Here is a 22,029-nt window from a genome sequence, read left to right as displayed (position 1 = left end):
CGCAGAACTATTCAAAACCGACGCTTGCGCTACCACGCACAAGCCGCTTAACATCAACACGCAATTGGGCCAGACACTCCACTAATCGAAAGCCAATTTTGTCCAACTATCTTTGACGACGGACAGTCTGCCAACATGTCGGCTTTGGCCTGCGCTTCGTTCGCTTGCTTTTGAGCCTCTGCCAACTCTGCGTCTTTATCGGCAACGATGATCTTCATTGCATCAACTGCCTCTTTGCCGTCTTCATTTACAACAAAGGCCTTGTCGCCAACTGCGATGTTATAGGTTTTCACTATCGCTTCCTCTTTATGGTCAAAAATCGGGGATGCCCCCCATTTAGCACCGTCTTCAATCCGAGCCTCAGACCCTGCACGAGCAGCTCGCACGAGTGCCAAATGGTTTACCTTAATATCCCGCTGAACAGCATCGTAAGGCTCACCTTCTGGCGTAAATCCGTCTTCAACTGTGAGCGTTGCAGAGTAGCCAACAGAAAGCTGGCGCTTGCCGCCCTCAACCTGCTCTACAGTCGCTTTATCCATCACCGTGAAGGGCACGCGCACAAACTCACCGTCTCGCGCAATGTCGTTGCCGACGTGCCCTACAGCCTTTTCCTTCCAGTCTTCAGCTGAAACGCTTGTGGCTGGATGATCATTGGTGACAGGCTTACCCGCGAAAGAAGCCAAGCTTGCCGCTTTGAAAACTTCTTCCTCAGGACGGTAAACGCGCATTACTCCGCGATCTGCGAAGCCTAGCTCATATCCGGCATAACGCTGGATACCCGTACGAGCTACCTTTGCATCTGCGATCAAGTAACCGTCACTTGTCTTGCGCGTCGCTCCGGCGTCCACCAGCTCCGTTAGGTTGATTGACTTCATCGGTCACGTCCTCGTCGTCTTCGTCGGGAGGGTCTTCATACCCCCCATGTTCTTTGTAAGCCGCTGCAATTCCAGACAGCGTGCCGCCGTTCTCCAGCATCGTTACAGAGCTATCTGCAAGCACTTCTTCAGGGAACAAGCCTGTTTCATGAAGTTTTGACACGCCATCTGCTTGCTTCGAGAACAACTCGCCGCGCTCTTTCTCATCTAGTTCTTTGAGCGGAACCCACTTGAAAGTGGAGCCTGTCTTAGCTCCAGAGGAGCGCTGCAACACTTCGTCGAACTCGCATAGAGCTGGCTCTATCCGTGTTTCCTGTTCAGCTTTGAGCCGGTCATAGTAGTTGCGTGTTTCACCATCACCATTGGCGCCAAGTCCTTTTGGTGATGTGCCATAAAGCCGAGTAAGCGGGATATCTGCTGCACCAGCCTCATGCTGGATGAACTCTTGCATCATTTCGGGAACTTGCGAGAGTGTGAGCGTCTTCTGCTCCCATTGTTCCGCGCTCTTCTCGTCGCCACCTTGCATAACTGCAATGCCGTGATTGCTCTTGTTCTCTCGCATAAAGAGCATGCGCTCACGCAGTTTGGCCTCTTTATCCTTATCGGCCAGCAATGCGGATAAGCCAGGTATCTTGACGATATCCGTTTTCATCTCTGGCAGGAGTGAGCACCCCTCACCTAAGGCAGTCTCACGCCGCCTAATGAACTCACGTAAAGCATCATAGATAGAAACGCCCCAATAATCCGGGTCCATCGTAACACCACGCAAGCGCTCATCGCCAAAGAATGAGATGACGCGCGACGGGTGGATCTTAACTTCCTGCATCGTGGTGTTAATTACGAAGTACTCAGGCTCTCCAAACCACTCATCATTAGGGTCACGCCGCACATCCATAGGCGTAATCTCTACCCTGCTGAATGGATGAATCCATTGCAGCGAACCCTCGCGCGCACCATCAGCCTGCAAGGGCTGGTCGAGACTCTGTCCGCGAATGGAGAACACCAGCGCTGCACCACCATCACGCTTTGCCATAATCAGGGTGTCGCGGATCTTGGCTCGCAGCCTATGCTTTTTCTCTTCTGCCTCTACCTTTGGATCTGTCCACTCACGCCATTTGGCAACCATATCTTCAGAAGGCGCCACCGCGATTTTCTTCACGATAGCGTCACCATCAAACAGTGCAAAGATCTCGGCTTCAGTGATAGGCGTATGGAGAAACTGAGCGCCTGCGCTTTTGTCTCTACCTGGAACACCAAGGCCCGAAAACAAATTGCGCAGGCCATCCATAAAGTTCATTACACCAATGCCCCTAAATCATAATGTTCATCTTCGCCCGCGTTGTCAGCAGCGATAAGCGCGTCAGCGCGGTTGTGCGATTTCACGCCCATATCCTTTTTGAGCTTCTCTTTAGGAACGACATGCTTCTTACCTTCGTTCTGAACCCACCAAGGCACGCATAGCTCTGTAAAAAGCTCTTCAAGCGCCTCCTCTGGAATGTCACTACTAAAGCTCAGAACATCTTCAGGCCGGATTGAATGGCCGCGCTCTACTGCGTTGTAGGTGAGCATTGCCTTGCGAGACGTACGCGCCCAGCCTTGTGCTTTAAGGCGACTGTACTCCGCTCGATTTGTTGGGCTGTTTTCGTTGTATGGGTCGCTCGGGTCATCAGGATCAAGCACAGCACCACCAGCATGAAATGCGAAGTGTGCAACACTCGCTTTATTCTCGCCGTTCAGGTCATTGATATGACCACCAATGAACGCGCCCACGCCTACAGTGTCATACGAAACGAGAGCACCTTGCGCCTTAGCCCGCACCCAAACTCTCTTGGAGGATTGCGTCAGCTCGTCCTTACCGGACTTCCATTCGTCAAGCCCGATTACAACGCTGCCTGTCATATCTGCGGTTGCGCAGGCATCTTCACCATCGTCCGCAGGGTCAAAGCCGATAACTTTGCGGCCAACCAGCTCTACCCCAAGCTTTACATGAGCATCAACACAAGCATCCAACCAACGGCGCTTGAAGATAGAAAGTTCACTATCTCCCATAGGCTTGCCGTCATAGACATTTTCAAACCCGTCTGGATCTCGTTTCCTATGTGCCGCAATAGTGCGCAACATCGTCTTAGACAGAAACGGATTCTCATCATGGTTGATCAACCGCTTAATCCATCCCGGAGGCGTGTTGATGATGAAGAACTTCCAAACGAAGTCAGTAACGAAGCGCGGGTTAAACAAAATGAGCTTTAAGCTGCCCTCTTTACGAACAGTCGGTTCAATGATTTCCCATTGCTCCTTCGTAAGCGCCTCGCCCTCCTCTACCCAGAGGATATCAACGCCGGAAGTGCCCTTAATGTCCCCTAAGTTGCGCTCCGTTCCGTAGAAGAAGAATTCAGACTTAGTAGAAACGTGGATAATCTTCGCTTTTTGGATATCAAAGCGAGCTTGCAGCCCCAAAGCTTCAATTGCATCACACAGCTCTTGATAAACCGAATGCTCAATTTTGTTCTGAAACCGACGAACGCACATAATGCGAAGCTTGACCGGGATATAATCAACCAGTCGCGTAAGGTTTCTTGCAGTGTCTACGGTCTTTGAGCTGGAGCGGCCACCATAGAGGATACCCCCATCAACCCCATCTTCGAAAACCTGCTCCCAGAAGTCGAACAAAGCCGGATTTGTAAGATAGGTTGCCATTAGACCTCAGCTATTCTTCCGGTGCCCTCTGCCTCAACATCTCGCGCCAGCTCATATTGTGATTTTGAGTTACTTCACCGGAGTGCTTAAGGTTCACCGTCTCAATGAACATGCCGAGGTGCTTAGCGATCTTCTCAAGAGCGCTGTTCTTGTCCCAAAGCTTGATTTCATGGACATGCTCAACGGTCTTGTTACCGTCCTTGTCCTCTTCACCCGGCTTCGTGATTACCTTGAGTGATGAGATTGCCCCGGATACATCCTCCGGCCATTGGTCTGGCGGCAACAAATGCCCCGCAGGTGTAAACAGCTTACGAAGGTCACTGAAGCCAATCTTTGCCAGCTCCTGCAAAACCCTATCCCCATCTACCTGCACTCTCTCTGAACGCTCATTCTGCGCTACAGAGATACGCTCTTGGATCTGAGGTTTACTGAGGTTCTCCGCGCCAATCTTATAAGCCGTCTTTTCCGAGTAACCGGAACGAATTGCAGCTTGTGTCGCGTTCAAGTCCTTGATGTATTCCAGACAGAACAACTCTTGCTTTGCAGTGAGGGCTTTTGCCTTTGACGCCTTATCGCTCTTTGCCATGTTAAGCCCTAATCCCGAACGCCCTTTCAATCGCTTGGCGTTTCATCTTTTGCCATACAACCCAATCAGCCTTAGCTGTCCTCTCTGGGTCTTTCCTTCTCTGCCTCAATCGCTTGCGCAGGGCTTTCAATTCTTTGTCTACATGTCGGTAATGATCAGAGCAGAGCCACTCTTCCCCCGCTCTACCCTTGCTGTCGATCTATTACAGAATGGAACAAGGCAGGGTGCCCTCTTCTTCGCATGAGCCATACCCTGCCCTCCTCTTACCAGGCTCTACGGATACGCTCTAACTTGCCTTCCAGTGCCCAGTTTTCCGCGACCAGCCTATTACGATCCTCCAGCCCTTCGTTGATCTGGAATTGAAGCTCTATCTTCTCAGCCTGCAGGTTGGTGATTTCCTGAGCGCTAGATTCTGCAACAGCTTTCCAGTCAACGTTCACACCGAGTTTTCTCGCCCTGAGGGACTTAACCTTCCTCTGCTGGTCTTCAATCATTGCGTCTCTGAGGTCTTCCCCCTGCCCCAGCAGCCATCTAATGAACTTCTTGAGAACTTTGCCCATCAGTGCAGATCCTTCCGTGTCCAAATTGTTTGATGTTCTGGGGTTTGCTTAAGCATCTGCGTAAGCCGTCCAATGGCAGCAGCAAGGACAAGCGTGCATAGCGCGAAGAAAATCAGCGCCGCACCAAGAAAGACCTCACCCATCACAAGCCACCAAACTTGAAGCCAGCCACAAAGACAATGAGGCCAACGGAAACACCAACCGCCATAACTTGGCGCCAACTAAAGCCTCTACTCTGAGAGAGCTGCTCTTCCAGCTCCTGAATGCGCTGGTTCAACACTTGCTTAGAAGTCATGCTTCAACCTCCTGAAAACTCTTCTCCCCCACGCGCAGTCAACCAACCCCTAAGAGGTTCAGATTTCGATACGCGAAAGGGAGAGGACACGCAGCACGCTACGTGTGGGTAGAGGACCGCGGCGTAGGTTTCCCAAGTGGCTGCAGCCATGTTGTTTGGCAGGTTCCGCACGCCCGCGTTGATCCCGTCCCCTTCGGCTACAATACCTAGTTAGGCGCTCTCCCGAGCTTCCGGCGCGTCCCGCTTCCCCATAACCTGCATGAAGCGGCCAAAATCAAGCGCTAGGCGATCAACCCTAGCGGCCCTTGGTAGGGTCTTAGAAATCAGAGCACCCGTTCCGCACCTTTCGGCTGATACCTAACAAGGGTTTTGAGCATCAGTTAACGGACAGCTTCGCGAAAGCAACTCTGCTTGCTGGTTTCTAATGAAGCATTACCAGCCTGCCGCCCACGCTTCTTTTGCCACGTTGTAGGCCTAACCGCCTTTCGGCTCGTGCTTGCTTGCCACTGTCTGAGCACGCGGCGCTCTCATCTGGGGCGCTACAGCCCCTCAGGTGCGGATGCTATGCAGAGCCGCCAATCACTAAAAACAGCCCCGCCCTTGCTCTACTGCCGGATGGTGGGAGGATCACGCAAGGCAGGAGCATAGGGCGGGAAGCGCTGGCATCGTGCCGCGCTATTAGAATTCGTTTGGTAGCCGCGACAGGAATCAAACCTGCAACCAATCCGTTATGAGCGGACGGCTCTAATCATTGAGCTACACGGCCAAAAGAAAAGCCCCTACCGAAGTAGGGGCCAAGTACATTAGTCATCACCAAAAAAGTAAGCAGCCAAAACAATTACGCAGCTTCGACCACTGTATCAATATAGATAGCTGATTTAGGCTCATATTGTAAGTAGTAGTTTTCGTCTGGCCTTTCCAATACTGCCCCATTTTTGCAAAAAACCGTCATTAGATCTTTAAGTCCATATTTAAAGCGGCTCAAACCTGCATGATATGACACATCTCTCTTGCTCATTTCCTTGCGAAAGCTGAAATCACGCGCTTTGCAATAGCAATAAACATTGAATGCATTCCGGTTATGCTCTTTCTTGATCAGTGCAGGCCAGTTAAGGCACTCATTCATGCGGCTCACATGCTCCGGCCTCAGTTCATTGTGCCCGATGAAGGCACTTCGACCCTGCTTTGCACGCGCCAACATCTTCTTAAGCGCTTCAGGCCCAAGTAATGCCTCATAACCCGCAAGCACCTCATATGCTTTCGATAGGTGAGCGGCTGGGATTTCAGGTACATCATGATCATGCACAACCTGAGGCCAAAACCCGCGCCCTGTATCTGGTGCAATTCCGCGTACATTCACTTTGAGAAGCGTTACATGCGCCTCAATCATTCGGGCGACAATCGTTCTCTCAAGATCTAGAAAATTCATCCCGCAAACCTTTAGTTTATTGTTGCACCTTCTGGCGCAGGCTCTTCACCGCTCAAATCAGCGAGCCATGCATCAACATCATCATGGATTTCTTTTAGGCGCTCGCTTGGCTTCCACTCTGGCACAAGGCTAGGCTTTGCACCTAAGAGCTTCCATTCCTCGTAAGGAAAATCAACGAAGCTTTCAGGGCGCTGCTTAATTGTTGAAGGCCATTTGTCCGGATAGCCAAAGATAAATATTTTCTGGCAAGAGTTGCACTCATTCGATCCAACAGAGACAGTTGCGTGCAACTCCCCGCACCACGGGCAAACTGCACCATCATCAAACATTGGGATAGGCTTGGGGATACCTTTAAATGCCTCCGCAAAGCAGCTCCAATGCCATTCGTCTTTAGTCATCTGCTTATCACTCATGCAGCCTCTCCATATGCTTTCCCGTAAAACTGTTGCCGCGCGCCATCGAAATGAATCTCAACCATTCCGCCAGCAGATGCCCCGGCCCTCACCTTTTCAGCCCAAAATTGTGCCCGTGTATGAGGCCAATTCATGTGCATCTTTTCCCATTCTAAGAAGTCTTCTTTTGTTTCATCTTCAGGTCTTGCGCGTTCGACCTGAGGTCCCGGCCTATGAATGATGCCTACTGTGTCAGCGTCTGACTGCAAGTTAGATCCACCGTAGAAATCTTCCATTTTAATTCGCTCAGTAGGGCCAAGCTGCAACCCAGTTTTTGGGTGCAAGAGAACAGCTACCGGGATTGATAAATCCTTGGCGATCTCCTTTAGCTCTTTCATGACATAGCCAGCTCGCGCACCAAGATTAGCATTTAGCTGGCGGTCACGAACTCCGGTTGCCTTGAGAGAATCCACGATAAGCAGATTTAGGCCATCGCGCTGTTTGCGTGCCATTGCGCGTGTATGGATCTGCTCAACAGTGGTGTAAGATTCACAGTCAATCCAGAATGGAACGCCTTGCAGTTTCTGGGCATTCAGGAATAAGCGTTCCAACTCATCAGCATCAACATCACTACGCTTCAGATTTGCAGGGTTTACGTCCGATCTTGCAGCCAGCAAGCGTTGTGCAAGCTGGAAATCACGCATCTCAAGGCTTTCAAACTGCGTAACGCCTCCGCGCTCAGCAACCCCCAACCCAACTTGCAAGAGAAAGGCTGTCTTACCAGAAGCCGGAGCCCCACCAATGCCCACTAGATCACCCGGCGCCCAATCGCCGCCGATGATCCTATCTACGTCACTGATACCCGTTGAGATACCTGGCCCGTGCTTTTCAGGCCCTTCTTGCGCCTTCTTAAAAACTTCATTGGCAACCTCACCAATAACTCGGATGCGAGCGAGCTCACTCTTCCCCTCAATGAGCTTCAGGGCTTCGCTTGTCGCTCCAATAGTTGCCTTTACATCATCTCCCCTCTGCAATGCTGCAAGCGCGCTGGAGAGGGCTTTTTGTGCGTCTGAGCTATCTTTGCGGTCAATGATCGGCTGAGCAAGGCTCATTACATCCGCATTGATATCCAACCCCATCGCAATCAGCGAGATGATACGCGACATGAGGTCAACGTTGGCATCCTCTGAAACGCGGCCTGCGTGCCTGTACACCTGAGAAGCATCAAACAGGGTGTTGCCTGCTTGATCATAGGGCAACCCCTCACGCGCACTGCCAACCAAGCCTAACCAAACATCCCGGCTTTGAGCTGTTTGGAAATGCTCACCTGTCAGAATGTCTGCGACCTCAAAATAGGTCGCAGGCTTGGCAAGCATCAGCGCAAGGATATTGGTTTCTTCATTGGAGATAGAGACTTGATCGTTCATTCTGCCTCTCTAGCCTGCTGAAGCACTTCTATGATTGCGTCACCATGGCAAGGCTTCGGATAGCAATAACAAACCAAGTCCTTACCGACCAAAGGCGCTAAATCTAGTCTAGGCAGCACCTCACACTTAAAGCGCTCAATAACCTGCTCTCTTGTACCGTCTTTACCCACTGCAAACGGGTTTCCCCAAGGTGAGCCACGACCAATGTAAACCGCATCGGAAGGCGCTGTTTTGTGGTGCTTGTTATGGACACGTGCACCTAAGGGCTGGTTGCAGACCTCGCACGCAATGCCGCGCCTTGCTTCAGTCACGTTACTGATGATGATCCAACCAGAGTTCCACCCACAGCGCTTACACTCAAACTCTGCAACCGATTTTCCGCAACCATCATCGCCCGCATCGACCACATGAGCCTTTAACTCTCGCGGTTTGCGCGGTTTGGCTGGCATATCAAATAAAGCTGCTTGCATTGTCATCACCTAACGGGAGTTATCTGGACATAGTGTCGAGCAATGCATCAATGCTCATATTCGCTTTCATTGCCCGCAGGTACTTCTTGCCTTTTGGCGTTAAAGACGCGGCAAGGCTTGAGCGGTTACGTTGACGGACAAGACCATGCTCACGAAGAATGGAAACTTGCGTAGAGCCGCCTTGATATCCAAAAGCGTATTTCAACACACCTTCATCAACGACGCGCCGCTTTGACGTTGATCCAAAATTAGCATGCGCATGAACGCGCTCGATTTCTTCATCTGAGATAATTTCTTCAGGTGCCATTTCACTCACCGGCCTTTGTTGGGCTGTTTGAATTTGGGGCCGAAAACATCGGTCTCATTGGCCTCACGAATTGCTTTGCAGAGCTTGTAAAAGTACTCATCCGGCGCGACCAAAATTCCAAGCTTTAAGATTTCGCGCCCAAGCATCCATCGGATTTTGAAAAGCATTGCCACCTACCGGGTTAGTTGGTCTGTTGACGCGCTGCTATCATTTCGCGCGTTTCAAACATTGGGTGGCCACACTTGGGACGCCACCGGGTTTCCCAATCCCTACGGTTGACAGGGTCGTTTTCAATGGTGTTTCTGCAATCCCCACAGTACCAAGCAAATGACCCATGGTTAAACCAATCAGCCTTAGGGGCTTGGCAGTGTGTTCGATTGCAGCTGCCGCCTTCTTTGCCCTTATCTGGCTTGTTCGACCCGTCGTAATCTCCGTAAGCCATGTTTCACCTCTCCAAGGTTGTTGGAAGGCTTACGCGATGCTCTTCGCACACACGCATTGCATCCCGAATATCTGGGAGCTCGTGCTCATTCAGCACTTCGCAAGACCCCGTGCGCTCTCGACCAAGGCGGCAAGCAATCCAACCACGTCCTTGATCGCCAATCATCACCCCAAAAAACTCCGTTGCCGCGAATGGATCTCCCCCAACATCAAGAGGTAAAAAATGATGCTGATTGCATGGAGAGCGCCGCCAATCTTCTGATTGACCAAAAGGGTATGTTTGCCTCTGTAAGGATTCGGTCATTATGCCTTCGCCTTTCTCCGCCTGCGCTTACCAACTACAAACCTCGCACCACAGTTGGTGCATGCTGCTCGCAAAGAACCGGAGCGAGTTTGTTTTAGCTCGCCCTCACACTTGGAGCAGGTTAATGCTTCAACTTGCGCCTGCATGAACTCATTGATTTCAGCCGAGTTATTCGCACGAAGTCGCTTAATGCCAAGCGCTTTTAGTGTTGATCGGTACTCGCGAGTAATCCACTTGCCATCGGGTTCAAGATGCAACCCATCACCGATCATACCCCCCAAGCGAACAAGCCGTTCGCTCAGTTGCTGTTTCTTGAGGTCATTCATGCCGCCTGCCTAAACTCTTCCTCAATAATCAGCTCCGGCAGATTGCAGGCAACCAATGCGCGAGCGACAGGAGGGCAAACGGAATTACCGCATTTGGCGACTTGCTGCGTTTTTGTGAAAGGCCTTCCTTTGTAATCAAAGTTGATTTTGTAATTTGCTGGAAAACCTTGCGCGAGATAAAGCTCTGCCGGTGTCAGCATCCGCATGCCAATATCTACGATGACATACGGTTCACCACCAATCGTTACAGTAACGAGCCCAAAACGATCCTTCGTGGTTACAGTACCCATTGGCTCATTAATGTCTTGACCAATGCTCGTGCCATAATACGCCATCAAGAACGAGCGCACTTCTGCAACATGATTGCCGCCAGCGGTCAGAGCTGGCATAGGCTCATCTGTTGCCCGCCCATGCTTACAAGAGCCCCGCATTGTCATCAGGTGGCTGGTAACAAGCGCTTGATGCGAGCCAGATTGCAGTATGGTAGATACTGGTGCGTCGGCTGGACGGCCAACGACTCCCGTGTTGTGTTGCGCAAGGAATGCAGCAACAAGAGCGGACTTCCCACCACCCGAAGCAGTTATGGTTCCCAGTGGCGCATCTGCTTGAGCACCTACTGAGTTTCCAAACTGCCTTTGAACATATGGAACCACCAGAGCACGGCAACCGCCTTTTTCGGTCTTGATAGTGGTGAAGGGCTTAGCCAAGCTCTCAAGATTGCCGCCATGGCTCATGTTTAAGATGAACGGTTCTTGCGCATCGAGGACAAACTTTTTGATGCCCGCTGCAATGCGCTCCATTGTCTTATCTGCAAGCTTCTTCTTCCGCTCAAAGATAGACGGGCAAGGGATTGACCAATCAATACAATCTGCCGCTGTTTTCCATGGCAAGAGCTTGCCAGACTTCACAGCTTCGCCCTTAGGATCTCCATGTGTAATCTCAGGCCACTTAATCGGCTTACGATCTCGGCGCGCGACCATAAACAAGCGCTTACGAATTGTTGGGGCACCAAAATCACAACCGCGCAGTTCCTTGAACTCAATACGATAGCCAAGCTTTCGCAAAGCTTCCTGCCATGCTTCAAAATCCTCCCAGGTTCGAAACTCTGGAACGTTCTCCAGCATGATGACCCGAGGCCGCTTACTTCCAAGCTTTTGGCAGAAGTCAACGATAGACCATGCAAGCATACGCACGCTTTTTGAGGTTGGCTTACTGCCTCGCGCCCTAGAAAAATGGCGACAGTCAGGAGAGGCCCAAAGCAATGCCACCTGTCGACCGTTGGTATAACTCTGCAAATGCACATCCCAAACGCTCTCAGGCAAATGCAGCGTTTCAGGGTGATTTTCAGCGTGCATAGCCAATGCAGCATCACAGTGGTTGATTGCAATGTTTGGCGACCGTCCAAGCGCCATTTCAATACCGGTTGAGGCGCCGCCACCGCCAGCAAAACTATCGATGATCAACTCATCATGCGGCACAAAATCAGATTTAGTTGGGAATAGTTCGAGCATCACGCCGCCCTCTGCTGTACTTTGTTTAAAACATCTAGCCAATCATTGCCGCGCGCTTCCGGCTTATGAACGTGGGCTTCAACACTCATTGAACGGAAACGCGCTGCTCCCTCTTCCGCATCGCGCAAACCTTCTGGTGGCATGAAACAACCGTGTTTCTCGCTCCATTTTGGCTTGTCGTGATCTGCGTAATTGTCGACACGCTCCACGCCCTCAGGTGGTTCGAGGTTTTTGAAACCAGCCCGGGCCAGCACAGGCCACACTGGAAGCCCCGTGAGGACCATCACAGCTAAACCCGTCTCAATCCCCTCAGTGAGCGCAATACGCCCGCCAGAGGGCGCAGCAAGACGCACAGCCCCACCAGAAATTGGAGCAAGGCCAAGTTTCACATATTGCTCAGGAGCCTTTTGACCATCACGCGTTAGGAAAATGCGCCAGATTGCCATATGGGCGCCGTCAACATCCACAACCTGAGCTATGAGAGCTGGATAGGTTTTGCCGCTCTGGTGTTTCAGTCCTTTATGGAAGCGCAAGCAAGTCGGCCAATCCAACTTAGGGATGCCTCGATTGAGCAGGTAGGCTTCTGCTGGCGTGCCTGCTATTGAGCGCCCCTCTTTCCAGAGCTTGAGAGAATAAGCTTTGGTATCCTCCACTTTCTCTGCCTGCTCTGCTTCCGCAGCTTCTGACTTGGCTTTCGCAGCGGCACGCTTGCGCTCAATCGCCTCTCTCTGCTCTTGTGTCAGAGGTTTAGACTTTTGCCCGCTTGGATTTGGCCTACCGGTTAAAGCTTCAACAGCCTCTAAAAATGAAAGGCTATTGACGTGCATCAGGAAGCCGATTGCATCGTGCCCCTGATCTGCACCGCGGCAAATCCAAACCTTCTTAGCGGTGTTAAATCCAAGGCGATCACGACCGCCACAAGCGGGGCAACCAGAGATTGACGTGAACTCTGAACCCGTGCGCTTAAACGCGGCTGAGGTCATTTCCGCAGCAACATCAAGAGGCACGTCTTTAGCCTCATCTATCCAAGCTTGAGTATCTGGGTTACGGTTCATGCAGCCAGCTCCTCAAATCGCTGCAAAAATTCTTGCTTAGCCCTCTCAGGAGGCCAGAACTCAAGCTTGATATCCGCTGCATCTAGCTCCTCTACCAAGGGCCAAACATTAGTATCTTCCATCGCTTGGAACTGCTCAGCCTTCAGCATTCGCAGATCTGCATGCTTGATCTCCGGCGACATTTTCACAGGCACTCCAAGGCGTGTGAGAACAGCATTCTCAACTCGCTCTTCAATCACCGCATAATCTGGGAGGATTGATTTTAGAGGCTTAGCAATATCCCCAATGAATGCCTCAGCAGCGTCATGCAACAGGCCTTCAAGCGCGAACTCTGGCGGAACTATTTGGCTTGTGAAAACCGAATGCTCGGCCACTGAATAGAACTGCTTGCAATGACCGGTAAACCGACACAAGTTTGCCAATGCATGAGCAATATCTTCGATAGAAAACTCACAAGCCCAAGGCTGCTTAAGATCAAAATATTGACCGCTGCGAAGCGCGATAGTCGGCCCTACAATATGCTTAATCTTGTTCATGCCACCAACTCCGGGGCTACGTCCAATCGATCTATGATACGGTCCAGTATCATAGCCCCGAAATGAGAGCGCCAACTGTGAGGCTTAGGCATTCTCTTGGTTCTCGTGATGATTGCTGGAATATCGGCACGGTCTAAGGCGTCCATAAACGCCCCCAGATCACGCGCCCACTCTCGGCGCTGCCGGAGGATATCGGAGATTGCAAGCATGATATCGCGGCTTAAGTACCGCGGCCTATTTTGGATCTGCGTCAGACACAAAATCACATCATGCGCATGCTCATAGCTTTGGCGCTTGATCAGCTCAGCAAGCGTGCCCGCCGCCCCTGTCTGAGGCGGGGAGTCCGGGGAAGAGTCGATCTGCCTTACATCTGGCACTATCTTTACCCCTTGCGCTTCGAGGAGCTTTATTGCCTTTTGCGCGTAATACGTCGATTCTTTGTTGAGCATCTCTAAGCTCCTTTCTGCACTTCTTAAGTTGGGCTCGAAGGTCACCGTTTTTGACTTCCAAGTTCTCTGCCCTGCCCTCTGCCAACTCCTTAAGAGCTGTAAGCTCTTTGATGATTTCCGGACGGCTCTTCGCACGCCCATCCGGTAGCTTGGAAAGAGTATTGAAGGCTTTGTTAATCTTGGTTTGAGCGGCTAAGATCATGCTGCCTCTCCACCAAATAACGGCCCTGCATCATTGTTGGCTTCGGTTACATCGCGTTTACGCTCTACCGGCCCTACCCAATCCCGCTCAATCCGCTTTTTTGCGATCTCGGCATAATCTGGATTCAGCTCTATCAAGATTGCTTCCATTCCCATTCTGAGAGCCACTAAAGCCGTGGTGCCCGCTCCACCGAATGGGTCAAGAACAACACCGCCTTTCGGGCATCCTGCTTTCAGGCATCGTTCAACCAGCTCTGGCGGAAAGGTAGCAAAATGGGCTTCTGAAAATGGGCGGGTCGCCATATTCCAAACAGTTAAAGGCGCAGGCTCATAGTTGCGTAAGTTTCGCCCGTTTGCCTGTTGCTCGGCCTTTGACATGTGATCCCAACGCTGGTTGAAACCCGCGTGAGGTCTTAAGCTCCCGCGCTCACGAACTTTCTTATTTCCAACCTCGGTTCTCTTACCGGGCTCTCCCTGCGTGTATGAGCCGCCACGGAAACCGTTTGCGTCTTCATTGCTAGAGCGTTTTTGCCTCACCGCTTCAGCGTCGTAGTAGTAATGAGGTGTCTTAGTGACCAACCAAATCTTTTCATGTGCCGTCGCCGGTCTGTCGCGAATACTTTCAGGCATAGGATTTGGTTTTGCCCAGATGCATTCAGCTCTGACCCACCACCCTGCGTCTTGCAGAGCAATGGCAAGACGATTTGGTAACATGCAAAGGTCTTTGGGCTTCAAATTGCCCTGAATGGTTGAGAACGGTTTTTGAGTAAATGTCCGGTCGTCTTTTCCGGTTCGTATCCGCCCGTCTGCATCTGCTTTGTGCCCTGCAGGAGTGGTCGCGTAGCAGTCACCGTAGTTGATCCAGCAAGTACCTTCTGGTTTCAGCACCCGCCGAACTTCTTCAAACACCTCAACCATCTTGTCGAGATGCTCTTTCAGTGTTGGTTCAAGACCCAGCTGCCCCGCAACGCCATAATCGCGAAGTCCCCAGTAAGGCGGAGAGACAACAACGCAATCTACGCTGTCGCCTAGTAGTCCGCGCAGGCGTTCCAGAACATCGCCGATCAATATTTTATAGTTGAGTTTGTCGCCTACCAGAGCATTGCTAACCGTGGGACCCTTCATCTAAGCCGCCTCCTGAACTGGAGGCTGGCGGGCCAAGCGCTTGGCTTGATCTAACTGAGCAGCTGCACGGTAATCTTCAGCCTTCCATTCACCTGAAAGGGAGGCTTGGTAGGCTTCAATGTTAAAAGGCTGATACCCGCGTGCATCAGGCGCGCTCTGTCTGTACTTGTTCGCCCAATAGGTTTCTTCATGCTCGTGGCAGATTAAGTTCAAGAACTCTGCGCAGTCTTTCCGGCCCCGCCTCCAAAACCGCTTATCCTCTTCCTGCCCATCGCAAGGAATGACGATTTCCTCAAAATCGGCATTCTTGCGCTTGCGGGATGTGCTCTTTACCTCCAACTCGGATTCCGCTACCTCTTCCCAAGCAAGGCCCAACTCTTGAAGGAAATCATGCAGTTCATGCGGCTGGACTTTATGCCGCTTTATGACCCCTTCAATACTCAGGCCTTCGCGCGCAGCATTTCTCAGCGCTTCATAACGCCGCCTACGGCCTAAATCGATCCAATGAGCATGCGCAACTTCCAGCCCCGTCGCTCCTTCAATACGTGACCACTTCAAATTACGTCTTGCAAGGAAATCGCTTACTGTGCCTTGGGAACATTTGCGCTCTTGGGCAAACTGGCTGATAGTTGCCCCAAAGGCCTTTGTCGCTTGCAGAGCTTGAACGCGCTCAACGCTGTCCATTTCTTTCCAAAGCTTCATGCCGCACTCCCGACAACAGAAAACGAGCTTGAATTTACCTGCGCCTCCAGAGCCTCAAGTGCTCGCTGAGCGCCTCTAAGCGCGATCCCTGCCGCTTTGATTTTGTGTAATTCATCAAGAGTGATTTTATAATCAGCCGCAGCATCAATGCAGATAGTTGTTAGGGTGCTGGCATCCTGAGCTGCTTTTAAAACCGTATCAACCGGGTCATCTATACATTCAGGGAGGTTCAGTGGCCGCAACTCATACCCAAGATACCTGGCATCCCCTGCGAGGAACTCGGGCTCCTCACCGATTGAAACTTGATATTCATTGAGTTTCAACACATCAGCAGCCGTAAAGCGGTGCTTTTCAGTGGTCTTGTAGCACCGGTTAACTAAACTTGAGCTTTTACCCAAGATCGCAGAGACAGCCTCATCACCACCAAGCTGAACTACCGTTGAACGCGACAAGCGACACAGCCTTTGCTGTATGCTTTCCGATGTTCCTGCTCCGTTCATGTTCATAAAACCTTAAGTTTTCCCACATGCACAACATCAACCATAGGTGTACATTAGGTATTGTTGATACAGAGGCGGGGGATGATGTTGCAGCACCAAACCCCGCGAGCCATGACTAAAAGGAATTAAACGCCATGACAGTTACGCCGGAGAGCACCAAAGAGCCTCGCACTCTCCAAGAACAGGTGGACGAGCTAACCGCCGTGACTATTCGCCTCCTGTCCATTCTCAACACCGAGCAAATCGAACGATTAAGAGGGGTTAAAATCCCTATGATTGTTCGCGAGGGTCGGCCACCTCGTACGGTAAACATGGAAGGCTACTTACCCCAACTGGAGAGCCTAGGCGCGAACGCCTAAGCCGCTAGTCTCTCGGCGCGTTCCTTGAGAACCAATCGGCTGAAAACTTCTTTACTTAAATCGGTAACACCGCGGTTTTCAGCAGCTTTAATGATTGTCTCCCAATGCCAATGAGCAATGGAGTTACGCCGTTTCATCCCATAGAGAGTGTCCTGAATAATGCCGGTTTCTTCCGCCATTTTCGGGACGCTCCCCCAGATTTCGAAGATTTGATTTATCGTCTCGTACTTCATGTATGTTTTGTACTAATTGTACGATAATAGGTCAAGCGTAAATGTACGTTCTTTAGTGCTAAAAGCCAAAAATCACTTCTCACAGGGATTGCAAGCTTATGAAACCGTCAGACCGCCTGAGGCAGGCCAGGATACAGGCTGGCTACTCAACAGCAACAGACGCAGCCAAGGCGTTTGGCTGGCCGAGGGATTCTTATACCAGCAACGAAAACGGCAACCGTTCCATCACTCAAAAGAAGGCTGAAACCTACGCTTCTGCGTTTAACGTTTCACCAAGCTGGCTGCTTTTCGGAACTGAAAAAGACCAACCTACGCAGAGTAAGCACAAACCCCAAAAGAACCAAGAAACGACTTTTAGGGAAGCTCCCCATAGTCAAGCTGATGAAAATATTAGAAGTAATGCAAGTCAACCAAGACCAATAAGCATTATTTCAGGAGTTCTGCCAGTGTACGGGACTACATCAGGGGATACTGACGGTTTTATTTTAGAACAACCATTAGATACTATTCCAGCTCCATCACAACTTATGGATGTACCGGAGGCATATGCCGTATACGTATCAGGTGACACTATGTCACCACGCATGGAAGAGGGAGAAGCGGTGTTTGTGAACCCCCGCAAACCCGCAAAAGTGGGAGATTATGTCGTTATACAGATTAGGGATGAAGAAGTAGTTCGCTGCTATGTTAAGCGCTATGAAGGCAGGGAGGCCGGATATCGACTACTCGCTCAACTCAACCCACCCGAGCAAATCAAATTCCACGAATCGGACGTGGTAGCAATGCACCGCATTGTTGCAGTATCGTACGTGTAGACCGATCTATGCCCGCTGAGAACCCAAGCCCCAGCGGGCATATTTTCACAGCCTAAGCCTCTAATAGACCCCTGGCACCATTCTTGGTTTCGTGTGCAATCCAAAACTCCGAGTTAAGGCGCATCTCCAAGCTCCCAATAAATGCCTCAGAACGTCGCTGCTCCTTAAGCACATGCCTCATCACATCACCACACGATGGGAAGAACCTAAACTCAACATCCCCTGCCCTGACCTTATCCATCACCATTTTTAAGACGTGATAATTCACACCATGACTCGCGCAGGTTTGCTCGATATCATCAATCTCAAGCTGGCATAACTCCGAGCGCTCCGTAACCCACTTTGCATAGATCCGAGTAGCAAAAAAACGCGCCTCATGCGCCTCACACGGGCGAGCAATTCTCCTCGTTTGGTCAAGCATTTGCCGCAATTTCGGTCTACGCTTGTGCGCCGCATCTGGATCTCGTGCATCCTCTTTCGAGAACCCTGAAAACTCCTCTCGCAACCGCACAAACTCACGAGCATCCTCCGCACCGGCAACCCGCACAGCGTCAGAGCGGTTGATAACTTGAACTTCCATTTCTTCGCTCCATCAGTTCATTCATCGCCTCAAAAGTGCTCCTCCGCGGCCTCGGAACCTTGCCGCGGTACACACCTTCCCAGATCTTACGCGCTTTAGTTTCGGTACAGACAAAATCAATCGCAACCGTCCAGCCCCTATCATTGAAGCCAAGCAGATGCGGTCCATCTAAGATTTCCCGAAGAATATCCTCAAAGCTCTTACCAGCAGCCTCAAGCGCCCCAAGCACCTTCCTAAGCCCAACTCGCCGCTTTTCGGTCAAAGCAGACGGCACCGACAGCTTAGGAGCCTGCTCATTCCTCCATCTTGAGTTGTACTCACCCACAAAAGCACAGTACTGCTCGTACGCCTCACGCACTTCATCACGCTCAACAGTGACCGGCACCAACTCAAACTGCCCAGAAGCAACAGCCCCACCAGAAGAAGCACAGGAAAGAGATTCTTGTTTATTGTTTCCTTGTTTATTTGTTTTCTTGTTCTTCTTTGTCCCCGAGCTGTCCCCGCCCTGTCCCTCTGGCGCCCCCGCACTGTCCTCGCCCTGTCCCTGCGACGTCCCCATGTCCTGATATTTATCGTAATTACAGATAGTTATGATCGTTTGACCTGTCCCCGTTGAGGTTTCAACTAGGCCCCACTTCTCAAACCTTTTGAGCAAGCCCTGCACCCCATTTTTACTCAATCCGAGCGCTTGAGCCATATAGCGAACCGAGTGGGAAAGCTGCCCTCGTTGAAGCGTTAACATCTCTCCGGAAATCATAACCTCCGCCTCGCGCCACCTGGCTTCACTGATTAGCCACATCCACGCACCCCAATCAGCAGGCCCCCTAAAGGCACCATGACCAAACATCGCGCGATCAATCCTCACCCAGCCAGAAGACATAAAATACCTTCCCACTCCTCACTTTGAGACGCCCAAAAGCACCCCAGTATTCCTGATTTAAATCTCATCTATCGTACATTTTGAGCGATGTCTATATTTTTTGTACGATTTTCGATTGACGTACTGTCGTACATTTAGTACATATTCATCAACAGCAACGACACACACAGCCGCTGAGAGGTGCAAAATGGACTTCCAAATTGAACTTGAACACACGGTAGAGCTTCGCATTGCAGGCCATCACATCGCTGACTTTGACTGCAAGGTTCTCGCAGGCGATCGCCTTCCAGCATCTCTTGGCTTTGAAGTCCTTCAGATCACCATTGAAGACTATGACGGTGATGCGCTGGTAATGGAAAGCAATCGTCTGGTTTCTTATGACCAACTGACTGCGGAACAAAAAGACTATCTCACTCTGTATGAGAAGCTTCGCAAGGCTATTGAAACCGATCTTGAGTTTGGCCGGCAGTTTACGGGAGCTAAAGAAGAGGCAGAAGCAAATGAGTACCAGCGGGCAGCTTAATGCCCCACTGGCTCAGGGTGGTTGAGCAAATCACCCTAACCCTTTCTCTACCAGCGTTAGCGGTAGCCGCAGGCTTCATTTTCACAGTACCAGCATAAACCAATCCCTCCCCAGTCGTCTCCCTGACCAAGGCGACCAACTCGGGGCTTCGGCCCCGTTTTTCTAAGCGCACGACAAGTGCGTTTTGATGAACATCAGGAGTACGAGAATGACCATAGCAATTACTCGTCCCTATGCCCAACAGAAGGCAAACAAATACAGGGATTTGTGCGCGGGTCTACAGCAGGCAATGAAAGACGACCCACGCAAAGACTTTCAAGACCAAATAGTAGAGGCAAAAGAACTTGCCGCTTACTGGCAGGCGAAGGCCGACAGCTTCGACAGCTTTGAACAAAAGGAGGTTGCTTAACATGAACGCCATTACTGAAACCAAGGCTGTACAAGCCTTAGACCTAGAAGAGCTTCGCGCTAATCCCGCATCTTACTTTGAAGATACTGAAACCGCCAACCTTGAAGCACTAAAGGCTGTAATCGAAGCTGAAACCGCGACATTCAAATATGACATGTCGACCGACAAAGGTCGCAAGGCAATCAAGAGCTTTGCCCACAAGTGCGCCACTTTGAAAACGGCGATTGACGGCGCAGGCAAGGACAAAGGCGACAACCTGCGCAAGCAGCTTGAGATCATCAATAATCGTCGCACAGACGTGAAAGAATACCTCGATGCAGCGCGAGACGCACGCAAGAAGCCCCTTACCGACTGGGAGCAACAGGAAGCGCAGCGCGTTGCCTCCCACAAGGCAGTGCTGGCACGCATCGAGGAACTTGGAAAGCCAGAGTTTAACGAATGCTCTGGCGACATTCAAAAGCGACTTGATGAGCTGTCCAAAATTGACACCAGCGATGCAGAACTAAACGAGTTTGGCCCTCAATCTCGCCAACTCGCACAGGCTTCCAAGGCCGTCCTAGATATCTCCCTAAAAGCCGTCAAGGCTAATGAAGAGCGTGAGGCTGAGCTTGAGCGCTTGCGTAAAGCAGAAGCTGAACGCGAAGCAGAGAAGGCAGAACAAGAGGCTAAACGCAAAACTGCCGAAGAAGAGGCCAAGCGTCAGAAGGATTTAAAGGAGGCTGCTGAAAACGCTGCAGAGCAAGCACGCAAGGAAGCCGCTGAAGCTGCCGAACGTGAGCGCCTTAAAGTAATCCAGCAACAAAAAGAAGCAGCAGAAAAAGCTGAGAAAGAGAAACAAGCTCTCATAGCAAAACAAGAGGCTGATCGCAAAGCAGAAGAAGAGCGGAAGCTCCAAGAACAGCAGAAAGCCGAACGTCGCGCACGCAACAAGCGCCGCCAAGCAAAGCTTAACAATACCGCTCTTGAAGCCTTTGTTGCTGTCGGTCTGTCCGAAGCAGACGCCAAAACCGCCGTTGAAGCAATCGCTCGCGGCTCCATCCCAAATGTAACCATCAACTACTGAGGTGCACCATGCAGGAAGTTCAATACAAGCAAGGCCAGATCACAGCTCCCGGCGTATATGCTGGAGTGCCTATCAACGACTACCACACAAACACTCTGCTCTTTGGAACCAAGACAGTATCAAAATCCAGCTTAAAACCAATCTACCGGCCTCATGGCGGAAGCCCTAAAGAGTTTTGGGGGCGCTGGATACACAATCCGCAGAGCAAAAAGAAAGACAGTACTGCACCGCTTGAGTTTGGTAAGGCGGCACATGCGCTACTGTTGGGTGATGTGACTGGAGAAGAGTTCACCCAGAACTTTGCGTTACGCCCTGAGTGCTGGACTGACTACCGGAAGAAAGACGCAAAAGAATGGAGAGATGCCGTTCTTAAAGAAGGTCGCAGTCCCATTACCCCAGAAGACATGGATATCATTATTATCATGTCGAAAGAACTGGCTCAAAACCCAGATGTTGCACAGCTTGGCTCCTTGGATGGTCGCACAGAACGCACGATGTATGCCGTTCACCAAGAAACCGGGATTGGTGTTTGCTCCCGGCCTGACGTTCTTGTCACCCCAGGTTTAACAAATGATCTGAAAACCACAGCCAGCCTTGAAGAGGCTTTCCTTCGGCGTCAGATCTTTGACACCGGCATTTACCTTCAAGCGGGCCAATTTAAGCTGTTATGCGAACTGCTTGGCATCGATTTTGTGGGCTTTGTGTGCACCTTCGTACTCAAGAGTGAGATCCCGGATTCAGTTGTGGTTGAGATTGAACCGGAGCACATCGAACTGGGCTATCAGGCAACCATTGAAGGCCTTCACATGGTCCGCTCTGGCTTAGATACCGGAGTTTGGCCGGGTGTTGAGCCATTCAATGCTGGCTCATCTCATGCGCGCTTGAATGATTGGTCTGCTGCCCGCGTGGCCGACGAGATCAAAGCCAGCCGAGCGATGAGAATGGGCGATGAGCTGAAGATAGCGGCTTAGGGGCGAAC

At 51.1% G+C, this 22,029-nt stretch carries 28 protein-coding genes and 1 tRNA gene; 5 read left to right on the top strand and 24 right to left on the bottom strand.

What is annotated here, in order from left to right:
- Positions 1-53: 53 nt before the first annotated feature.
- From PsAD5_RS00735 to PsAD5_RS00615, 22 genes are all read right to left on the bottom strand, one after another.
- A complete protein-coding gene (locus tag PsAD5_RS00735; RefSeq protein ID WP_063290704.1) occupies positions 54-875 on the bottom strand; it encodes a DUF2213 domain-containing protein in 822 nt (273 codons plus the stop codon).
- Positions 817-2,172 carry a phage portal protein gene (locus tag PsAD5_RS00730; protein WP_063290703.1) on the bottom strand — a complete coding sequence of 452 codons (1,356 nt, stop codon included), beginning with the start codon at positions 2,170-2,172 and terminating at the stop codon, positions 817-819. Before PsAD5_RS00730 ends, PsAD5_RS00735 begins: the two co-directional genes overlap by 59 nt.
- Positions 2,172-3,572, bottom strand: a complete 1,401-nt coding sequence (locus PsAD5_RS00725; RefSeq protein WP_084405883.1) for a PBSX family phage terminase large subunit — start codon at positions 3,570-3,572, stop codon at positions 2,172-2,174. Before PsAD5_RS00725 ends, PsAD5_RS00730 begins: the two co-directional genes overlap by 1 nt.
- Before the next feature lie 10 nt (positions 3,573-3,582).
- On the bottom strand, positions 3,583-4,158 hold the full coding sequence (locus tag PsAD5_RS00720) for a terminase small subunit (protein ID WP_057464350.1): 576 nt from the start codon (positions 4,156-4,158) through the stop codon (positions 3,583-3,585).
- A 263-nt stretch (positions 4,159-4,421) separates the two neighbouring features.
- Entirely contained in the window at positions 4,422-4,718 is a 297-nt protein-coding gene (locus tag PsAD5_RS00710; protein WP_063290701.1) for a hypothetical protein, read from the bottom strand.
- Between the two features lie 142 nt (positions 4,719-4,860).
- The gene (locus PsAD5_RS27960) at positions 4,861-5,013 is read right to left on the bottom strand and encodes a hypothetical protein (RefSeq protein ID WP_193778122.1); all 153 of its coding nucleotides are present in this window, start codon (positions 5,011-5,013) and stop codon (positions 4,861-4,863) included.
- A gap of 690 nt (positions 5,014-5,703) precedes the next feature.
- Positions 5,704-5,779: transfer RNA gene (locus PsAD5_RS00705), tRNA-Ile, on the bottom strand.
- 72 nt (positions 5,780-5,851) lie between these two features.
- The gene (locus PsAD5_RS00700) at positions 5,852-6,442 is read right to left on the bottom strand and encodes a hypothetical protein (protein WP_153041320.1); all 591 of its coding nucleotides are present in this window, start codon (positions 6,440-6,442) and stop codon (positions 5,852-5,854) included.
- A gap of 11 nt (positions 6,443-6,453) precedes the next feature.
- Complete coding sequence (locus PsAD5_RS00695; protein WP_063290699.1) at positions 6,454-6,855, bottom strand: hypothetical protein; 402 nt, start codon at positions 6,853-6,855, stop codon at positions 6,454-6,456.
- Positions 6,852-8,261, bottom strand: a complete 1,410-nt coding sequence (locus PsAD5_RS00690; RefSeq protein ID WP_063290698.1) for a DnaB-like helicase C-terminal domain-containing protein — start codon at positions 8,259-8,261, stop codon at positions 6,852-6,854. The genes PsAD5_RS00695 and PsAD5_RS00690 overlap by 4 nt, the downstream gene beginning before the upstream one ends.
- Positions 8,258-8,731, bottom strand: coding sequence for a DUF4326 domain-containing protein (locus PsAD5_RS27480; RefSeq protein WP_200962343.1), 474 nt, complete (start codon positions 8,729-8,731; stop codon positions 8,258-8,260). Before PsAD5_RS27480 ends, PsAD5_RS00690 begins: the two co-directional genes overlap by 4 nt.
- A gap of 19 nt (positions 8,732-8,750) precedes the next feature.
- The gene (locus PsAD5_RS00680) at positions 8,751-9,038 is read right to left on the bottom strand and encodes a hypothetical protein (protein ID WP_063290697.1); all 288 of its coding nucleotides are present in this window, start codon (positions 9,036-9,038) and stop codon (positions 8,751-8,753) included.
- Positions 9,039-9,043: 5 nt separating this feature from the next.
- A complete protein-coding gene (locus PsAD5_RS27955; protein WP_193778121.1) occupies positions 9,044-9,205 on the bottom strand; it encodes a hypothetical protein in 162 nt (53 codons plus the stop codon).
- A 577-nt stretch (positions 9,206-9,782) separates the two neighbouring features.
- A complete protein-coding gene (locus PsAD5_RS00665) occupies positions 9,783-10,109 on the bottom strand; it encodes a hypothetical protein (RefSeq protein WP_063290694.1) in 327 nt (108 codons plus the stop codon).
- The gene (locus PsAD5_RS00660; protein ID WP_063290693.1) at positions 10,106-11,620 is read right to left on the bottom strand and encodes a DNA cytosine methyltransferase; all 1,515 of its coding nucleotides are present in this window, start codon (positions 11,618-11,620) and stop codon (positions 10,106-10,108) included. The genes PsAD5_RS00665 and PsAD5_RS00660 overlap by 4 nt, the downstream gene beginning before the upstream one ends.
- Positions 11,620-12,675, bottom strand: coding sequence for a DUF7146 domain-containing protein (locus PsAD5_RS00655; RefSeq protein ID WP_063290692.1), 1,056 nt, complete (start codon positions 12,673-12,675; stop codon positions 11,620-11,622). The genes PsAD5_RS00660 and PsAD5_RS00655 overlap by 1 nt, the downstream gene beginning before the upstream one ends.
- Positions 12,672-13,211 (bottom strand): hypothetical protein, encoded by a 540-nt coding sequence (locus PsAD5_RS00650; protein WP_063290691.1) that lies wholly within the window; start codon positions 13,209-13,211, stop codon positions 12,672-12,674. Before PsAD5_RS00650 ends, PsAD5_RS00655 begins: the two co-directional genes overlap by 4 nt.
- Positions 13,208-13,660 (bottom strand): hypothetical protein, encoded by a 453-nt coding sequence (locus PsAD5_RS27760; protein WP_057464337.1) that lies wholly within the window; start codon positions 13,658-13,660, stop codon positions 13,208-13,210. Before PsAD5_RS27760 ends, PsAD5_RS00650 begins: the two co-directional genes overlap by 4 nt.
- Positions 13,661-13,858: 198 nt before the next feature.
- Entirely contained in the window at positions 13,859-14,986 is a 1,128-nt protein-coding gene (locus PsAD5_RS00635; RefSeq protein ID WP_063290688.1) for a DNA-methyltransferase, read from the bottom strand.
- Positions 14,987-15,688, bottom strand: a complete 702-nt coding sequence (locus PsAD5_RS00630; protein WP_063290687.1) for a hypothetical protein — start codon at positions 15,686-15,688, stop codon at positions 14,987-14,989.
- Complete coding sequence (locus PsAD5_RS00625) at positions 15,685-16,140, bottom strand: hypothetical protein (protein ID WP_153041319.1); 456 nt, start codon at positions 16,138-16,140, stop codon at positions 15,685-15,687. Before PsAD5_RS00625 ends, PsAD5_RS00630 begins: the two co-directional genes overlap by 4 nt.
- Positions 16,141-16,543: 403 nt before the next feature.
- Positions 16,544-16,726, bottom strand: coding sequence for a hypothetical protein (locus tag PsAD5_RS00615; RefSeq protein ID WP_153041318.1), 183 nt, complete (start codon positions 16,724-16,726; stop codon positions 16,544-16,546).
- Positions 16,727-16,878: 152 nt separating this feature from the next.
- Here PsAD5_RS00615 and PsAD5_RS00610 point away from each other — a divergent pair, with 152 nt between their 5' ends.
- On the top strand, positions 16,879-17,595 hold the full coding sequence (locus PsAD5_RS00610) for an XRE family transcriptional regulator (protein WP_063290683.1): 717 nt from the start codon (positions 16,879-16,881) through the stop codon (positions 17,593-17,595).
- Positions 17,596-17,647: 52 nt separating this feature from the next.
- On the opposite strand, the gene PsAD5_RS00605 is transcribed toward PsAD5_RS00610, so the two are convergent.
- Together PsAD5_RS00605 and PsAD5_RS00600 are read right to left on the bottom strand one after the other, a co-directional pair.
- Complete coding sequence (locus PsAD5_RS00605) at positions 17,648-18,175, bottom strand: hypothetical protein (protein WP_057464329.1); 528 nt, start codon at positions 18,173-18,175, stop codon at positions 17,648-17,650.
- The gene (locus PsAD5_RS00600; RefSeq protein WP_153041317.1) at positions 18,147-19,055 is read right to left on the bottom strand and encodes a MarR family transcriptional regulator; all 909 of its coding nucleotides are present in this window, start codon (positions 19,053-19,055) and stop codon (positions 18,147-18,149) included. Before PsAD5_RS00600 ends, PsAD5_RS00605 begins: the two co-directional genes overlap by 29 nt.
- Positions 19,056-19,242: 187 nt before the next feature.
- Between PsAD5_RS00600 and PsAD5_RS00595 the strand changes: the two genes are divergently transcribed.
- The 4 genes from PsAD5_RS00595 to PsAD5_RS00580 all read left to right on the top strand — a co-directional run bounded on the left by PsAD5_RS00595 (position 19,243) and on the right by PsAD5_RS00580 (position 22,021).
- The gene (locus PsAD5_RS00595) at positions 19,243-19,578 is read left to right on the top strand and encodes a hypothetical protein (RefSeq protein ID WP_063290681.1); all 336 of its coding nucleotides are present in this window, start codon (positions 19,243-19,245) and stop codon (positions 19,576-19,578) included.
- Between the two features lie 208 nt (positions 19,579-19,786).
- Positions 19,787-19,987, top strand: coding sequence for a hypothetical protein (locus PsAD5_RS00590; protein WP_057464326.1), 201 nt, complete (start codon positions 19,787-19,789; stop codon positions 19,985-19,987).
- Position 19,988: 1 nt separating this feature from the next.
- On the top strand, positions 19,989-21,050 hold the full coding sequence (locus tag PsAD5_RS00585; RefSeq protein WP_063290680.1) for a hypothetical protein: 1,062 nt from the start codon (positions 19,989-19,991) through the stop codon (positions 21,048-21,050).
- An 8-nt stretch (positions 21,051-21,058) separates the two neighbouring features.
- Positions 21,059-22,021: a PD-(D/E)XK nuclease-like domain-containing protein gene (locus PsAD5_RS00580; RefSeq protein ID WP_063290679.1), complete on the top strand. Its 963-nt coding sequence runs from the start codon at positions 21,059-21,061 to the stop codon at positions 22,019-22,021.
- The last annotated feature ends 8 nt before the right edge of the window (positions 22,022-22,029 follow it).

This window comes from Pseudovibrio sp. Ad5, assembly GCF_001623095.1.
Lineage (GTDB): Bacteria > Pseudomonadota > Alphaproteobacteria > Rhizobiales > Stappiaceae > Pseudovibrio.
This window is presented reverse-complemented; position numbering and strand designations above follow the sequence as displayed.

Bases quoted from the DNA above. Each gene is read 5' to 3' on its own strand.
- PsAD5_RS00735 (WP_063290704.1), bottom strand. From the start codon at position 875: ATGAAGTCAATCAACCTAACGGAGCTGGTGGACGCCGGAGCGACGCGC.
- PsAD5_RS00730 (WP_063290703.1), bottom strand. From the start codon at position 2,172: ATGAACTTTATGGATGGCCTGCGCAATTTGTTTTCGGGCCTTGGTGTT.
- PsAD5_RS00725 (WP_084405883.1), bottom strand. From the start codon at position 3,572: ATGGCAACCTATCTTACAAATCCGGCTTTGTTCGACTTCTGGGAGCAG.
- PsAD5_RS00720 (WP_057464350.1), bottom strand. From the start codon at position 4,158: ATGGCAAAGAGCGATAAGGCGTCAAAGGCAAAAGCCCTCACTGCAAAG.
- PsAD5_RS00710 (WP_063290701.1), bottom strand. From the start codon at position 4,718: ATGGGCAAAGTTCTCAAGAAGTTCATTAGATGGCTGCTGGGGCAGGGG.
- PsAD5_RS27960 (WP_193778122.1), bottom strand. From the start codon at position 5,013: ATGACTTCTAAGCAAGTGTTGAACCAGCGCATTCAGGAGCTGGAAGAG.
- PsAD5_RS00700 (WP_153041320.1), bottom strand. From the start codon at position 6,442: ATGAATTTTCTAGATCTTGAGAGAACGATTGTCGCCCGAATGATTGAG.
- PsAD5_RS00695 (WP_063290699.1), bottom strand. From the start codon at position 6,855: ATGAGTGATAAGCAGATGACTAAAGACGAATGGCATTGGAGCTGCTTT.
- PsAD5_RS00690 (WP_063290698.1), bottom strand. From the start codon at position 8,261: ATGAACGATCAAGTCTCTATCTCCAATGAAGAAACCAATATCCTTGCG.
- PsAD5_RS27480 (WP_200962343.1), bottom strand. From the start codon at position 8,731: ATGCAAGCAGCTTTATTTGATATGCCAGCCAAACCGCGCAAACCGCGA.
- PsAD5_RS00680 (WP_063290697.1), bottom strand. From the start codon at position 9,038: ATGGCACCTGAAGAAATTATCTCAGATGAAGAAATCGAGCGCGTTCAT.
- PsAD5_RS27955 (WP_193778121.1), bottom strand. From the start codon at position 9,205: ATGCTTTTCAAAATCCGATGGATGCTTGGGCGCGAAATCTTAAAGCTT.
- PsAD5_RS00665 (WP_063290694.1), bottom strand. From the start codon at position 10,109: ATGAATGACCTCAAGAAACAGCAACTGAGCGAACGGCTTGTTCGCTTG.
- PsAD5_RS00660 (WP_063290693.1), bottom strand. From the start codon at position 11,620: ATGCTCGAACTATTCCCAACTAAATCTGATTTTGTGCCGCATGATGAG.
- PsAD5_RS00655 (WP_063290692.1), bottom strand. From the start codon at position 12,675: ATGAACCGTAACCCAGATACTCAAGCTTGGATAGATGAGGCTAAAGAC.
- PsAD5_RS00650 (WP_063290691.1), bottom strand. From the start codon at position 13,211: ATGAACAAGATTAAGCATATTGTAGGGCCGACTATCGCGCTTCGCAGC.
- PsAD5_RS27760 (WP_057464337.1), bottom strand. From the start codon at position 13,660: ATGCTCAACAAAGAATCGACGTATTACGCGCAAAAGGCAATAAAGCTC.
- PsAD5_RS00635 (WP_063290688.1), bottom strand. From the start codon at position 14,986: ATGAAGGGTCCCACGGTTAGCAATGCTCTGGTAGGCGACAAACTCAAC.
- PsAD5_RS00630 (WP_063290687.1), bottom strand. From the start codon at position 15,688: ATGAAGCTTTGGAAAGAAATGGACAGCGTTGAGCGCGTTCAAGCTCTG.
- PsAD5_RS00615 (WP_153041318.1), bottom strand. From the start codon at position 16,726: ATGGCGGAAGAAACCGGCATTATTCAGGACACTCTCTATGGGATGAAA.
- PsAD5_RS00610 (WP_063290683.1), top strand. From the start codon at position 16,879: ATGAAACCGTCAGACCGCCTGAGGCAGGCCAGGATACAGGCTGGCTAC.
- PsAD5_RS00605 (WP_057464329.1), bottom strand. From the start codon at position 18,175: ATGGAAGTTCAAGTTATCAACCGCTCTGACGCTGTGCGGGTTGCCGGT.
- PsAD5_RS00600 (WP_153041317.1), bottom strand. From the start codon at position 19,055: ATGTCTTCTGGCTGGGTGAGGATTGATCGCGCGATGTTTGGTCATGGT.
- PsAD5_RS00595 (WP_063290681.1), top strand. From the start codon at position 19,243: ATGGACTTCCAAATTGAACTTGAACACACGGTAGAGCTTCGCATTGCA.
- PsAD5_RS00590 (WP_057464326.1), top strand. From the start codon at position 19,787: ATGACCATAGCAATTACTCGTCCCTATGCCCAACAGAAGGCAAACAAA.
- PsAD5_RS00585 (WP_063290680.1), top strand. From the start codon at position 19,989: ATGAACGCCATTACTGAAACCAAGGCTGTACAAGCCTTAGACCTAGAA.
- PsAD5_RS00580 (WP_063290679.1), top strand. From the start codon at position 21,059: ATGCAGGAAGTTCAATACAAGCAAGGCCAGATCACAGCTCCCGGCGTA.